Annotated in this window: 16 protein-coding genes; 5 read left to right on the forward strand and 11 right to left on the reverse strand. The window is 73.0% G+C overall.

Translation table 11 applies throughout. The features are described from left to right. Nucleotides 1-837 precede the first annotated feature (837 nt). A complete protein-coding gene (locus tag AC3ET4_RS07475; RefSeq protein ID WP_431947230.1) occupies nt 838-1,467 on the forward strand; it encodes a CGNR zinc finger domain-containing protein in 630 nt (209 codons plus the stop codon). On the opposite strand, the gene sodX is transcribed toward AC3ET4_RS07475, so the two are convergent. Continuing rightward, nucleotides 1,371-1,772 carry a nickel-type superoxide dismutase maturation protease gene (sodX, locus tag AC3ET4_RS07480; RefSeq protein ID WP_431947232.1) on the reverse strand — a complete coding sequence of 134 codons (402 nt, stop codon included), beginning with the start codon at nt 1,770-1,772 and terminating at the stop codon, nt 1,371-1,373. The genes AC3ET4_RS07475 and sodX overlap by 97 nt on opposite strands. A 172-nt stretch (nt 1,773-1,944) precedes the next feature. On the opposite strand from sodX, the gene sodN reads away from it, so the two are divergent. Continuing rightward, nucleotides 1,945-2,340 carry a superoxide dismutase, Ni gene (sodN, locus tag AC3ET4_RS07485; RefSeq protein ID WP_361807747.1) on the forward strand — a complete coding sequence of 132 codons (396 nt, stop codon included), beginning with the start codon at nt 1,945-1,947 and terminating at the stop codon, nt 2,338-2,340. Between the two features lie 190 nt (nt 2,341-2,530). On the opposite strand, the gene AC3ET4_RS07490 is transcribed toward sodN, so the two are convergent. The 7 genes from AC3ET4_RS07490 to AC3ET4_RS07520 form a co-directional block, all read right to left on the reverse strand. Next, entirely contained in the window at nt 2,531-2,770 is a 240-nt protein-coding gene (locus AC3ET4_RS07490) for a hypothetical protein (RefSeq protein WP_431947235.1), read from the reverse strand. Nucleotides 2,771-2,772: 2 nt separating this feature from the next. After that, nucleotides 2,773-3,456: an IS3 family transposase gene (locus AC3ET4_RS07495; RefSeq protein WP_431947404.1), complete on the reverse strand. Its 684-nt coding sequence runs from the start codon at nt 3,454-3,456 to the stop codon at nt 2,773-2,775. Next, nucleotides 3,456-3,755 (reverse strand): transposase, encoded by a 300-nt coding sequence (locus AC3ET4_RS07500; protein ID WP_431947237.1) that lies wholly within the window; start codon nt 3,753-3,755, stop codon nt 3,456-3,458. Before AC3ET4_RS07500 ends, AC3ET4_RS07495 begins: the two co-directional genes overlap by 1 nt. 97 nt (nt 3,756-3,852) lie before the next feature. After that, nucleotides 3,853-4,539: a hypothetical protein gene (locus AC3ET4_RS07505; protein ID WP_431947239.1), complete on the reverse strand. Its 687-nt coding sequence runs from the start codon at nt 4,537-4,539 to the stop codon at nt 3,853-3,855. Between the two features lie 108 nt (nt 4,540-4,647). Beyond that, nucleotides 4,648-6,513: a zinc metalloprotease gene (locus AC3ET4_RS07510; RefSeq protein WP_431947241.1), complete on the reverse strand. Its 1,866-nt coding sequence runs from the start codon at nt 6,511-6,513 to the stop codon at nt 4,648-4,650. Nucleotides 6,514-6,577: 64 nt separating this feature from the next. Beyond that, entirely contained in the window at nt 6,578-6,790 is a 213-nt protein-coding gene (locus AC3ET4_RS07515) for a hypothetical protein (RefSeq protein WP_431947243.1), read from the reverse strand. Nucleotides 6,791-6,835: 45 nt separating this feature from the next. Beyond that, a complete protein-coding gene (locus tag AC3ET4_RS07520; RefSeq protein ID WP_431947245.1) occupies nt 6,836-7,051 on the reverse strand; it encodes a hypothetical protein in 216 nt (71 codons plus the stop codon). A gap of 422 nt (nt 7,052-7,473) precedes the next feature. On the opposite strand from AC3ET4_RS07520, the gene AC3ET4_RS07525 reads away from it, so the two are divergent. After that, nucleotides 7,474-7,674, forward strand: coding sequence for a hypothetical protein (locus tag AC3ET4_RS07525; protein WP_488175913.1), 201 nt, complete (start codon nt 7,474-7,476; stop codon nt 7,672-7,674). Nucleotides 7,675-7,973: 299 nt separating this feature from the next. Beyond that, nucleotides 7,974-8,318, forward strand: coding sequence for a hypothetical protein (locus AC3ET4_RS07530; protein ID WP_431947249.1), 345 nt, complete (start codon nt 7,974-7,976; stop codon nt 8,316-8,318). Between the two features lie 84 nt (nt 8,319-8,402). On the opposite strand, the gene AC3ET4_RS07535 is transcribed toward AC3ET4_RS07530, so the two are convergent. The 3 genes from AC3ET4_RS07535 to AC3ET4_RS07545 form a co-directional block, all read right to left on the reverse strand. Next, nucleotides 8,403-8,603, reverse strand: coding sequence for a hypothetical protein (locus tag AC3ET4_RS07535; RefSeq protein WP_431947251.1), 201 nt, complete (start codon nt 8,601-8,603; stop codon nt 8,403-8,405). Nucleotides 8,604-8,947: 344 nt separating this feature from the next. Next, on the reverse strand, nt 8,948-9,349 hold the full coding sequence (locus AC3ET4_RS07540) for a helix-turn-helix domain-containing protein (protein WP_431947253.1): 402 nt from the start codon (nt 9,347-9,349) through the stop codon (nt 8,948-8,950). Nucleotides 9,350-10,065: 716 nt separating this feature from the next. Next, entirely contained in the window at nt 10,066-10,347 is a 282-nt protein-coding gene (locus tag AC3ET4_RS07545) for a hypothetical protein (RefSeq protein WP_431947255.1), read from the reverse strand. Between the two features lie 366 nt (nt 10,348-10,713). On the opposite strand from AC3ET4_RS07545, the gene AC3ET4_RS07550 reads away from it, so the two are divergent. After that, entirely contained in the window at nt 10,714-13,476 is a 2,763-nt protein-coding gene (locus tag AC3ET4_RS07550; protein ID WP_431947257.1) for a SpoIIE family protein phosphatase, read from the forward strand. The last annotated feature ends 37 nt before the right edge of the window (nt 13,477-13,513 follow it).

The following is a 13,513-nucleotide window of genomic DNA, read 5'->3' on the forward strand; positions in this document are numbered from 1 at the left end:
CCCCCCCCCCCCCCCCCCCCCCCCTCCCGCGTTCCCCCGCGGCACGGTACGGATCACTTCAGCCCGAGGACGATCGCATCGGACACCGAACGCCAGACCTCCCGTGCCTGCGCGCACCCGGCCGTACGAGGGAACGAGGCGTGCCATGCCGGGGCCGGCTCCCGTCCGTCCGCAGGGGTCCCGTGGACGGCGAACCGCTCCCCGGCCGGACCGGCCGGCACCGGCTCGGCCGTGGCGGCGGGCCGACCACTGCCCCCCGTCGTCGACACCGGCCGCCCGCTCCCGCTCGCGGCGGGTCCGGTCGCGCTCGCGTACGGCCGCGTCCAGCCGGGGCGTCGAGTCGTCGGGCAGGGGATCCGCGTCGGGGAGGACCCCGCCGTCCCCCGGCAGGCCGGCCGGGGGTGCCGCGGAGGGACGGCGGCTCGGGCGCCCGCAGCCGGTGCGGGGCGGTGGCGGTGGGCACGGCGTCGCGAGTGCGGTACGGCGGCCGCGCCGGCCGGCCCGGGTCGCGGGGACCGGCCGTGACGAGAGTGATCCGGTCGCGGGCGAAGCGGCCGTGGGCGATCGTCGTCAGCGCCGGGCCGAGGTCCGCACCGGTCGACCCCGCGTCCGGGAGACGCAGCGGCAGCCGGCCGGAGAGGCCGCCGGCGCCGCAGGCCGGCTCCGGCACCCGGAACTCGGCACGGGCCGGCGCCCCCGCTGTGTCGAGCAGGACGCGCGACCGCTCCCCGGTCGCCGCCGCGGTGGTGTCGGGCCTCCGGCTCCCCGCCCTGCCGTAATACCCTTGGACCTTAAGCAGTCATTACCGACCATAGAGCGCACGCGTAAGGACTACCAGTGGAACTCGCCTATTACTCGGACTATGCCGTGCGCCTGGTGAACAGCGAGGAGCCCGAGCGCGGCGTCGACAACCTGACCTCGGTCGACGCCGTACGCGAGCTCTTCGGTCCGGGCAGCCTGGCCGCGGGCCGGGCCGGCGAAGCCGACGTGCAGCGGCTGCGCGCGGTGCGCACCCGGCTGCGCGGCGTCTTCGAGGCCGCCTCCGAGGGCGACGAGGTGCGCGCCGTCGACCTGCTGAACGCCCTGCTGCTGGCGTTCCCGGTCAGCCCGCAGATCTCCGGCCACGAGTACCTCGACGAGAGCGGCCGACCGAACTGGCACATGCACCTGGCCGAGCACGCGGCCACCGCGACCGCCGCGTACGCCGCGACCGCCTGCATGGGCCTGGCCTTCCAGCTGACCGACCTCGGTGTGGACCGGCTCGGCATCTGCCAGGCCGCCACCTGCCGCAACGCCTACCTCGACACCTCGACCAACCGGTCCCGCCGCTACTGCTCGGACCGCTGCGCGACCCGCGCCAACGTCGCGGCCTACCGCGCCCGCAAACGCCTGGAGAACGAGCGGTCCGCCCTCAGCGGCCTGACGCAGGACACCAGCCAGCCCGCCACACCCGCCGCCGAGCGCTGAACCTCGCGCGGCGGCCGGAAGCGGCCGCGCCCCCGGGCGAGCACGAGTTCGTCCGGGACGGTGCCGAACTCCCTGCTGTCGTTCTCCACGAAGGTGTTGTCGCCCAGCACCCACCAGCCGCCCTCCCGCCGCTCCACCGCGCGTTTGACGATCAGCAGGTCCTGCTGGAGCGGATGCCGCAGCACCACCACGTCCCCCTCCCGGACTTCCGCGGCGCTTTTGACGTGCTGCACCAGCAGCCAGTCGCCGCTCCGCAGCGTCGGCACCATCGACGGCCCTGTCACCTCGACCAGCTGGTACGGCACGCTCCTCCTTCGTTCTGCACCGGCCCCCGCTTGCGCGGGGCCCCTCCTCCATGCTCCCCCAGCCTCAGGGTGACACCCGACTTTTGTCCTAAGCACCAAGGGGCACCCGAGAAAACCACTCGACAGGGGAGTAATCTCCCTGGTGGAAAGACGATCACGAGGAAGGACAGTCATGCTCGCTCGCCTGTTCGCGCCCAAGGTCAAGGTCAGCGCTCACTGCGACCTGCCCTGCGGTGTCTACGACCCGGCCCAGGCCCGCATCGAGGCGCAGTCCGTCAAGGCGGTCCAGGAGAAGTACCAGGCCAACGAGGACCCGCACTTCCGGGCCCGCGCCATCGTCATCAAGGAGCAGCGCGCGGAGCTCGTCAAGCACCACCTGTCCGTGCTGTGGAGCGACTACTTCAAGGCCCCGCACTTCGAGAAGTACCCGCAGCTGCACCAGCTCTTCAACGACGCGCTGAAGGCGGGCAGCGCCGCCAAGGCCTCGACCGACCCGGCGACCGGCCAGAAGCTGCTCGAGCTGATCGACCAGATCGACGCCATCTTCCAGGAGACGAAGAAGGCCTGACCTGCCGTCGGCGACAGCGCCCGGTCCGCGCGGCCCCACGAGGGCCCGCGGGGACCGGGCGCTGTCGTATGCGGACAGCCCGAAGGGCGGTCGCACCGGCGCGGCCGGGAGCGACCGGGCGGGGTGGTGCCGTGCCGCGGTACCGTCCCCGTGCCGCCGGCCCAGCGCGACGCGCCCTGGTGCCCTCCCGTCAGCACGCCGCCGGTCGCACGACGCGCAGCCAGCCGATGACCGCGTCGACGGTGGCGTAGTCGAGTTCGGCGATCCGGGCGACGGCGTTCGCGTCGTCGCGGCGGACCGGCACTCCGGCGGCGTCCAGTGCGCAGTGCAGCATGATCTGGTGCGCCTGGGTGGGCGGCAGGGTCTGCCCCGGACGGATCTGGGAGCGCAGCAGGGAGGAGATCGGCAGCGGGGGTGTCGGTCGGTCCATGGTCAACCTCGGTTTCCCTCGAAGTAGTCGGACAGGGCTGTGCTGAGTTCGAGCCGGCTCTGCCAGGGGCGGTGGTCCAGGAGTTCCGTCCGTGCCCGGGCCCAGAAGGCGCCGACCAGGGCGTGGTCGTTCCGGCCGGCGACCAGGCCGGTGGGGGGAGCCAGACCGTGGGCGTGGGCCCGCTCGGTGAAGACGAGCGTGGTGAAGCGCCCTTCGGGCCGCGGCCCCGGATGGACGGAGTGCCGCAGGACGGCCCTGCTCAGGGCGTCGGCCGCCACCGCCGCGGCCGGTGCGCAGCCCGTGCTCCAGCCCATCAGCCGGCGGGCGTGGGCGTCGAGCACGACCACGCAGAGCAGGTCGCCCTGACCGGTGGCGAGTTCGACGGCGTCGGTCACCCAGAGCCGGTCGGGCACGCCGGGACGGCCCTGGAGCCCGGCGCGGCGCATGAGCAGCTCCACGGTGCCGTGGCTGATGGAGACGCCGTGCCGCAGGGTGAGTTCCTCGTGGATGCGCCGGTATCCGAAGGTGCCGCGCGAGTCGGCGTGGATGGAGGCGATGAGGTCCGTCAGCCACTGGTGGCGGGTGGCCCGGGCCGAGGGGGGCCGGCTGCGCCAGGTGAAGTACCCCGACTCGGAGATGCCGAGGACGCGCGTCGCGGTCCGGATCGGAAGCCCTTCCCCGGCCATCACCCGCACGGCCTCGAATCGTCTTTTGGGGACACCACATCGCGCAGCAGCTCGGTCGCCCGGCGGTGGACGGCGAGCTCGGTCTCCAGTTCGGCGATGCGCTTGCGTGCCGCGGTCAGCTCGGCGGTGTCCACCGGTGAGCTCCGCGGCCTGCCCAGGTGCGGCAGATGCGTGCGCCGCCACTGGTAGATCGTCTGGTCGCCGAGCCCGAGGTCCAGGGCGACCTTCTTCACGGGCTCGCCGGCCGCCAGCAGGTCGAGGGCCTTGCGGCGCAGCTCGGGTGGATAGCGTCTGGGCACGTGATGCCTCCGGAAGGCCGGTCGTGGTCCCGGGCCGGGGACCCGTCTGGGGTTGGGGAGGTGAGGGACGGGCCCCCGGCCCGGAAGCGGTGGGGCGTCAGCTGACGTGGCGGTTCATGGTCACGGTGGGCCGGAACTCCCGCAGCGGGCCGGTGCCGGCTCCCGCCGGAACGGCCGCCGCGGCACGGTCGAGTACGGCCCTGACCTCGGCGGCGAGCGCGTCCGCACGGCGCTCGATCTCCGTCACCGGGTCGCCGCACCTGCGAAGCTCGGCCACCCGGCGCCGGATGTCGGCGAGCCGGTCGCGGTCGCGGGCGCTCAGGGTGAGCGGCCTCGGGGTGGCCACGACGAACTGGTAGGCGCCGGCGAAGGTCTGGCAGCCGGTGCAGTGCTGGTTGACGGCCCGGCTGATGTTCGTAGCGTTGATCCGCCGGAGGTCGACACCGGAGGTCGTGACGATCTGGAAGGACAGGGCGATCGACCGGCACGGCCGGGAGGGCGAGCAGCCCACGGAGGCGGCGACCGCCCGGTTGTGCGCGGTCGCGGCGACCAGCGGCCCGAACTGGCGGAGGGAGAACTCCTCGTCGTACTGGACTGGATGCGCCCGGTTGGCGAGGGTGTGCGCCTCGTCCACGGCGGTGCCGACGCTGCGGGGGATGTGCGACCCCTGTGCGGCGCCGGCCGGGGCCGCGGTGGCCAGGGCGACGAGGCCGGCGGTGGTCAGCACGCCCAGCCGGACGGCCTTGCGGCCCACCGTGCTGGTGCGGGGCTTGCGGTGCGTCACGGACTTCTCCTGTACGGGTGGAAGGGTGGTCGGGGGAAGGGGGTCCCAAGGGACCCGGCCGGCACGTGCGGGACGTGCCGGGTCGGCCCGCGGTTCGGCACTGGAGGGTCAGGTCGGCCACGGCGCGGGGAAGGTCACGGTGAAGCTCGGGACGGGAGGCTCGGAGGGCGTCTCGGACTCCGACGGCGAGGCGGTGGGCGAGGTCGCGGACGGGCTCGGCCCGGCCGTGGCCGTGGCGGTGGCCGTGGTGGTGCCGCTCGGCTCCGGTTCGCTCCGCGTGGTCTGTGGGCTGGGCGGCTTCGACGGTGAGGGGCTGCCGCCCGCGGAGGCCGAGGGGGAGGCGGACGGCGACAGCGAGGGAGACGGGGGTGCCGAGGGCGATGCGGGACCGGTCGCCGGCGGCTCGCCCGCGGCCCCCGTCACCGGCGGTGTGCTGGCGCTCGGCAGCGGTGCGGGGGCGACCGGCCGCACGGGCCGGAGCTCGGGCACTCCGGGCTGCAGGATGGGGGCGATCGGGGGCTGCGGCGGAAGCGGCTTGGGGGTCATCCCGCCCATCCACGCGGCGCACAGCGCCGCGGCTCCGGCCAGCGTGGCCCCGCCGATGAGGAGCCTCAGCCGCAGGTTCCCCTCCGTGGCCCGCACGACGTAGCGGACGAGCCGGCCCCCGAGGCGCACCGAGAGGTACACCGCCCCCGCGAGGGGGAAGATCAGCATGAGGCTGCCGATGACCCCGACCGCTCCGGCGGCGAAGCGGCCGTCGGCGAAGGCGGCCCCCGTCCCGGTCAGCTGCTCGACCAGGGACCGCAGGCTCGTCTCGAGCAGACGCGGCAGGTTCCACAGCACGTAGCCGAGTTCGGCGAGCAGCAGGGGCACCATCGTCAGGACCCAGGTCGTGACGATGGCCCGGGCGGAGCGCTTGAGGTCGGCGACCTCGGGGGGCACCGGACGGCCCGGCAGCATGCTGCGCAGGATCGGCTTGATCTTGCCGAAGAGGTCCGGGACGCCGGCGAGGTCGCCGAGGATGTAGTAACCGTCCAGCCGGACGGCCGGCATCAGCTGCTCGATGATCTCGAAGTGGGCGAGGTAGACGGCGGCGAGGAAGAAGGACTGCCCGGTGGCGAAGTAGCCGCCGGCCAGGGCCAGCATGAAGACGACGTTGAAGTAGACGCCGCCCAGGTCGGTGCGCATGCGCCCGCCCCGGCCGATCCGGTAGACGTCGGTGACGTCGGTGTACATCGACGGCCAGATCAGGAAGATGCCGCAGCCGATGGCCCCGGGCCGGGCGCCTCCGTAGCGGCAGGCGGAGGCGTGCCCGAACTCGTGGAAGACGAGCGAGGCGACGGTCAGCGCGAACACCACCAGCATGAGCACCGGCTGCTCCAGCACCTGCAGCACCGGGGTCATCGCCCCGTGCAGGGCGAACAGCCAGATCTCCATGGCGACCGCCGCCGCGAGCACGAGTGCCACCACCAGCGGCCGGTGCAGCCAGGCCAGTGAGCGGGCGATCCGGGCCACCTGCCGTTCGCGGAAGACGACCCGGTGGCCCTTCAGGACGAGCAGGAGGTCCGCGGTGGGCCCGGTGACCTCGTCGTCCTCCTGCCCGAAGGGCACGGTCACGCCCAGCGGCTGGAGCTTGTTCTCGATCAGGTAGCGCACGTTCTCGGCGCTGACCTCGCGGCCGAAGCGCCCGCTGACCCGGTGCGAGACGGCCTCGGTGTCGCGCCGCCCGTCGATGGCGCGGGCGACCAGGTACAGCAGCCGGCTCAGCTGGACGACCTGCCCGTCCCCCCGGCGGACGATGTACCGGGGTTCGGTGGTCCCCGATCCCTTGTACTCGCCGAGGAGTTGCAGGCCCGCGCCGAGCCGCGGGACGGGGAAACCCGTGTCGCAGGGAGGAGGGTCCCCCACGTCCGCGCCGTACACCGCCGTGTCCGTGGGGCCGAAGCGGTGCGCAATGTGACTTTCCGTCACCATCCTGCTCTTCCTCCCGGGACGGACCGCGCCGCGACGGGCGCGGTCCGCACGCGTACGGGCGTTGTTACTGGCGGATGGTGATGGCCTGGACGGCCTCGGACTGGGCGACCGCGAACGGGGAGAACTGGTTCGCCGCGAGCGACTCGTTGTGGGCGTCGACGTGCGCGATGTTCTTGGTCACGTGCGTGGTCTTGACGAAGCTGAACTTGAGCTTGCCCAGGGCCTCGCGGCCGGGCAGCAGCTCCGCGGACTCGGCGTCGAGCTGGTCGGTGTTCATGGAGGGATGCCTTTCTCGGTGTGCGGAAGGAGGTCGGGTCGCGGACTACTGGCGGACGGTGATGGCCTGGGTGGCCTGCGACTGGGCGACCGCGTACGGCGAGCACTCGTTGCCGGCGAGCGACTCGTTGTGGGCGTTGACGTGGGCCACGTGCTTGGTCACGTGCGTGGTCTTGACGAAGTTGAACTTGAGCTTGCCCAGGGCCTCGCGGCCGGGCAGCAGCTCCGCGGACTCGGTGTCCAGCTCACGCATGTCGAGCATGGGGGATCCTTCGGACGAGGGGTGCGGACGGGAACGGACCCCGACGGGGCGTCCATCAGCACCGGACGATCTGTCTGACGGCGTTGGACAGTAGCCGCGCACCGCGGCCCCGGCAAGCGGCATGACGCACCGGACGATCGTCAACGCAGCCACGGGACAAGGGAATCGGCAGGTGAGGGAGCCGGCGCGGGCCGCCCCGGACGACGGCCCCGGCCCCCGGACATCACTCGAACGGGTCAATCCGCCCCCTGCCCGACGTGGGGATGTCCCGACAGAAGGGGGCGAAGCTCGACGAACCGGTGGCTATCCTCTCGACCCCCGAGGCGTTCGGGCCCACCGAGCGCGCGGTGAGAGGGGTGCACGTGCTTGTCGTTCACGGGGCGACCGCCACAGCCGTCGTCCGCCACCGGAGCGGAGAACCGGTGGTCATGCTTTCCGGCGAACTCCCCGAGGTCCTCACTCCGGCCGCCCTGGACGAACTGCTGAATCTCGCGGCGGCCGTCCTCACCTCCGAGGAGACGGCTCTCTTCCGCCGCTGTCTGACCGCGCTGCGCTGCGGGGAGAAACTCCGGGAACACCGCATCGAGATCGAGGGCGCCGTCCTCACGGTGTACAGCGGTTGAGCCGACCCATATTCCGAGTTTTTCGGCATCGCATTTTCCGGGGCATTTGGAAAAACGCGCGGCACCGCACGACATGCCGTATGAGGATCACCCTGGAGAGTGTTTCCCGGGGGTCTCGGCAGGGACTCATCGAATACCTGACGGCAAAGGTCAGGAGCGTTTTTCGGTAAAAACCCCGCAATTGCCCCGCAGTCGCCCGTTCGGCCGCCTCTCCCCCGTCGGCGGAATGAATGCGGCACACGTCACGAGTAACGTCTGGCGGGCCAACCGGCAATTCACCGAGTGTGAGGAGAAACGCGGTGAGAAACTTCGTTCGCGCTGCCGCGACGGCGGCACTGGCCACGGTGGCCATGGCCGTCCCCCTGACGGCGACGGCGTCGGCCACCCCGTCCCATTCCGCGTCCGCCGCCTACCGGAACGCCGGCTCCGGCCCATGGGGCGGGGACCACGGGCGCTGGGACCGGGACCGCGGCCGCTGGGACCGGGACCACGGGCGCTGCGGGCCACGCCTGTGGGGTTACGGCAGGTGGGACGGCCACCGGGACCGCGGCCGGGGCCACGGCCACGGCTTCGCGCACCAGCGGTACGACCGCTTCGGGTTCAGCCGGCACCGACTCGACTGCGACTGCCGCTACCGCTACTGAACCGCCGTCATGACGTGGGCCCCCGGGAAGGGCATTCTCCCGGGGGCCCACCTCCGCGCGTGTCCGGCGAGGCCGCCGCGCGGTTCAACTGCTGTATACGGTGAGGACGGCGCCGTCGATCTCGATGCGGTGTTCCCGGAGTTTCTCCCCGCAGCGCAGCGCGGTCAGACAGCGGCGGAAGAGAGCCGTCTCCTCGGAGGTGAGGACGGCCGCCGCGAGATTCAGCAGTTCGTCAAGGGCGGCCGGAGTGAGGACCTCGGGGAGTTCGCCGGAAAGCAGGACCACCGGTTCTCCGCTCCGGTGGCGGACGACGGCTGTGGCGGTCGCCCCGTGAACGACAAGCACGTGCACCCCTCTCACCGGAGGCATCGGGTCCGCGAACTCGTCCCGAGAGTGGAGAGAATATCCCCGCGCTCCCCGCTCCTTGTCCGTTCTGGGTTACTTCACCACCACACGCCCCGTCAGGGACGGCTTGGGCACGGCCGACCGGACATCTCGTACCGGTCACCGGACGGTGGCAACAGCCACATCAGCACACTGCTGCACCAGACGGACCGGGCCGACCGCTGTAGGCGCCGAGCGGCGTTTGGCGGTGCGATGTTCCCTGCGCCGGCGTGCGCCGCGCCGGGTCAGCCGGACTCCGACTCCGTCCGCGACCGGGGCTCGGTGGAACCGCGGAGGAGCGATTCGACGAGGGCCGCGACATGCCGACGGTCGGCCTCGGACAGTTGCCGGACGCTGGCGATGAGGGTGGCGACCTCGGGGTCGGAGGCGGCGCCGGCGTCGTCCTCGACGTACAGATGGATCCCGCACGCCTCCGCCGCCGCCCGCCGCACCGCCTCCAACGGCAGCTCCAGGCCCCGCGACAGACCCTCCAGCGTGGCCTGCTGCGGCATCCGGGTCACCCGTGCCACCGTCGCCAGGTGATGCACCGTCGACCGCGGGACACCGCCGCGCCGCGCCACATCGCCGTACGACCAACCCCGCTGCTCCAGCCGGCGCTTGATCAGTTCCTGCAGTGCGTTCACCACGGGATGGATTCTTCCTGCTAGCACGTCGGTTGACCCGTCCGGGTGAGATCGAGTCTACAGCGGCCCCCTCCGCCGGCCCCGGATCCACGCCCCCTCACCTGCGCCTTCACCCCGGTGTGCCACATTGGCCGAAGCCGAGTGCCGCAAAGTGCTTGCCACGGCGCGAGATGGACGCTAGCGTCCAATGTCATTGGACAAGTCGTCCAACGATCGCGGGTGACACGACGCGGCCCCGTCCACGCCCGTCCGCCCCACCGGGTCCGTCCGCGAAGGCGGTCCGCGACCCGGAATCCACACGGCGGTCCCGCGCTCCCCGGGGCACTTTCGTCCGGCGACGCCAAAACCGCCCTCCCTTCTCCGAACCCGTACCTTCAACGCCCCGGGGCGCGGCACGTCACGCCCTCCCCCGGTCGCGTCGGACGGAATCTAGGGGCGATCAAGGCGCCTGCAACCCGGTTGCACGGAACTGGCCGCTTTTGGCCTCTCCGATCACATGGCACAACGGCACGGCCATTGACTCTCACCGCGTCGACAGCAGATATATGCATGCTGCGCCGAGGTCGCGGAAGCGGTGTGCCGCGCCGCACACCGACCACGACCGGCGGAACGTGTGAACGGTATGCGCGGAATTCGAGGGCGCGCCCTTGCGGCGGGCTTCCACCGGACCTCCCTGCGCCATTCCCGGTGCCCCCCGCGCCCTCCCCGTGCCACAGGACCTACCCCCCGGGAGGCCGCTCGCCGGACTGCGGGCCCCGGCGGCGTCCCGCGGCGCTGTCGACGGCCTCGACGACGGGCCGCCGGTCCGCGTCGGACCCGCGCAGGGCGTTCACGCGCAGGGTGTGCAGCATCAGGAGCATCAGCAACGGGCACATCAGGGCCACGGCGAGGATGAAGATCGCGCCGAGCGGCGCTCCCAGCCAGACGGCGACCACCGCCGCGACCGCCGCGGCGAACCCGTAGAGCACGTAGCGGCGACCGGTCACTCTCGTCCTGTCCATGGCGGCCTCCCGCGGTCTCGCCGACGGCCCGCTTTCATCCTACGGCGGCGGTTCCACGCCGTGCCCGGACGCGACAGCCCCTTTCCGCGGCCCGCTCCGTCCCGCCTCGGCACCACGCGTCGCCCGGCCCGTCCGGGGCGCCGCCGCATCCCGTCCTGCGGCGAGGCGCCCGGCCCCGGCACCCGCCGTCGCCCCGGGCCGGGACGGGCCGGGACGGGCCGGGACGGGCCGGGACGGGCCGGGACGGGCCGGGACGGGCCGGGACGGGCCGGGACGGGCCGGGACACGGCGGCTACAGCGTCGCCGCTCCGGGCAGTGTTAGAAATGTCGCGTGGTCGACTTTTTCGACCGATTCGGGGCACAGCCATGCGGTCAGTGACCGAGAAGAGGTCGCGCAGCGTCGCCGGACAGGTCTTCATCCTGCAGGTGGCGATCGTCGTGCTGCTCGTCGCGTGCGGCGTGATCGCCGTCGTCCTGCAGTCCCGGCACGACAGCGAGCGCGAGGCCGTCAACCGCTCCATCGCGGCGGCGAGCGCCTTCGCGCGCGCCCCCGGCCTGGACGACGTGCTCAAGGAGCCGGACCCCTCGCGGACCCTCCAGCCGATCGCCGAACTGGCCCGCAAAGAGGCCGAGGTCGACTTCATCGTGGTGATGGACACCGACGGCATCCGCTACACGCACCCGAACCCGGCCCTCATCGGCAAGCGGTTCGTGGGCGCCATCGGGCCGTCCCTGCAGGGCCGGATCCACATCGAGAGCGTGCACGGCCCCCTCGGCCACGAGGTCCAGGCGGTGGTGCCCGTCTTCGAGCGCGCGGACGACCCGAGCGGGCGGGTCGTGGCGCTGGTGTCGGCCGGCATGAAGGTGAAGAACGTGACCGGTGTCGTCGCCAGGCAGCTGCCGATCATCCTCGGTTCCGGCGCGGCCGCCCTCGCGGTGGCCATGGGCGGCACCGCCCTGGTGGCCAGGCGGCTGCGCCGGCAGACCCACCGCCTGGACGCGGCCGAGATGGCGCGCATGTACGAGCACCACGACACGGTGCTGCACTCCGTGCGGGAGGGTGTGCTCATCGTCGACGGCGACGGGCGGCTGCTGCTCGCCAACGACGAGGCCAAGCGCCTGCTCGACCTCCCCCCGGACGCCGAGGGGCGGCGGATCCCCGAACTGCCGGGGCTCGATCCCGGCGCGGTGGAGCTGCTGGCCTCCGGGCGGGTGGCCACCGACGAGGTGCTCCCTTCCGGTGACCGCCTCCTCGCGGTCAGCCAGCGTCCCACGAAGGGCCACGACGGCCCCAAGGGCACGATCGCGACCCTGCGCGACTCCACTGAGCTGCAGGCGGTGTCCGACCGCGCCGAAGCCGCCAGAGAGCGCCTGAGGCTGCTCTACGACGCCGGCATGGGGATCGGCACCACCCTCGACGTGGTGCGCACCGCGGAGGAGCTGGCCCGGGTCGCCGTACCGCGCTTCGCCGACTTCGTCACCGTCGATCTGGCCGACCCGGTCCTGCGCGGCGAGGAGCCGAGCGGCGTCGCCGGCTCCGGGATGCGCCGCACGGCCGTGGCCGGCATCCGCTCCGACGCCCCGCTCTACCCGCTCGGCACGTTGATCGACTTCCTGCCCTCCACCCCCCAGGCACGGGGGTTCGGCAGCGGCCGCGCGGAGATCGTCGCCGACCTCTCCGAGGACCAGGGCTGGCTCGCCCAGGATCCCGAACGCACCCCCCGCGTCGTCGAGTACGGCATCCACTCGCTGATCGCCGCCCCGCTCAAGGCGCGCGGCGTGGTGCTGGGCACGGCCAGCTTCTGGCGTTCGGAGAAGCCGGAGCCCTTCGACGAGGACGACCTCTCGCTGGCCGAGGAACTGGTCGCCCGGGCCGCGGTCAACATCGACAACGCACGCCGCTACACCCGTGAGCACGCCCTGGCCGTCACTCTGCAGCGCAGCCTGCTGCCGCGCGCGCTTCCCGAGCAGAGCGCGCTGGAGGTCGCGCACCGCTACCTGCCCGCGCAGTCCGGCGTCAGCGGCGACTGGTTCGACGTGATCCCGCTCCCGGGCGCCCGGGTGGCGCTGGTCGTCGGCGACGTCGTGGGCCACGGGCTGCACGCCGCCGCCACGATGGGGCGGCTGCGTACCGCGGTGCACAACTTCTCCACCCTCGACCTGCCGCCCGACGAGCTCCTGTACCACCTCGACGACCTGGTCGGGCGCATCGACCAGGACGAGTCCGGCACCGGTGTCGGAGCCGGCGTGATGGGCGCGACCTGCCTGTACGCGATCTACGACCCGGTCTCGCGGCGCTGCGCGATGGCGCGGGCCGGGCACCATCCGCCCGCCCTGGTCCGCCCCGACGGCGGCGTGGACTTCCCCGAGCTGCCCGCCGGGCCTCCGCTGGGCCTGGGCGGCGTGCCGTTCCAGACGGCCGAGCTGGTGCTGGAGGAGGGCACCCAGCTCGTCCTGTACACCGACGGGCTGATCGAGGACCGCACCCGTGACCTGGACGTCGGCATGGAGATGCTGCGGCAGGCCCTGGCCGGGCACCCGGACCGGCCGCCCGAGGAGAGCTGCCGGGCCGTCCTGGAGGCGCTGCTGCCGGACCGGCCCAAGGACGACGTGGCGCTGCTCATCACCCGCACCCGCGCCATCCCCGCCCGCCATGTGGCCGAGTGGGACGTGCCCGTCGATCCCGCGGCGGTGGCGGAGACGCGGGCCGCGGCGGCGGAGAAGCTGGACGAGTGGGGGCTGCCGGAACTGGCGTTCGGTATGGAGTTGGTGCTCAGCGAACTGGTCACCAACGCCATCCGCTACGGCTCCGCCCCCATCAAGGTGCGGCTGCTGCTGGACCGCACCCTGACCTGCGAGGTGTCCGACGGCAGCAGCACCTCCCCGCACCTGCGCCACGCCGCCACCACCGACGAGGGCGGCCGCGGCCTCTTCCTCGTCGCGCAGGTCGCCGAGCGCTGGGGCACCCGGTACACCGGCGCGGGCAAGGTGATCTGGGCGGAGCAGCCGCTGCCGGCCCTGGTGGACCACGCCCTGCCCGCACGCCCACGCCTGCGGGCACGGCCGACGCCGCGACAGGGCGAACCACCGGCCCGAAACCCGGACGCCGCCCCTTCCACCGGCCCCTGACCGCGGCCTCGCCCGCCCACCGCCGCCGGACACCCCG

Source organism: Actinacidiphila sp. bgisy167 (genome assembly GCF_057707665.1).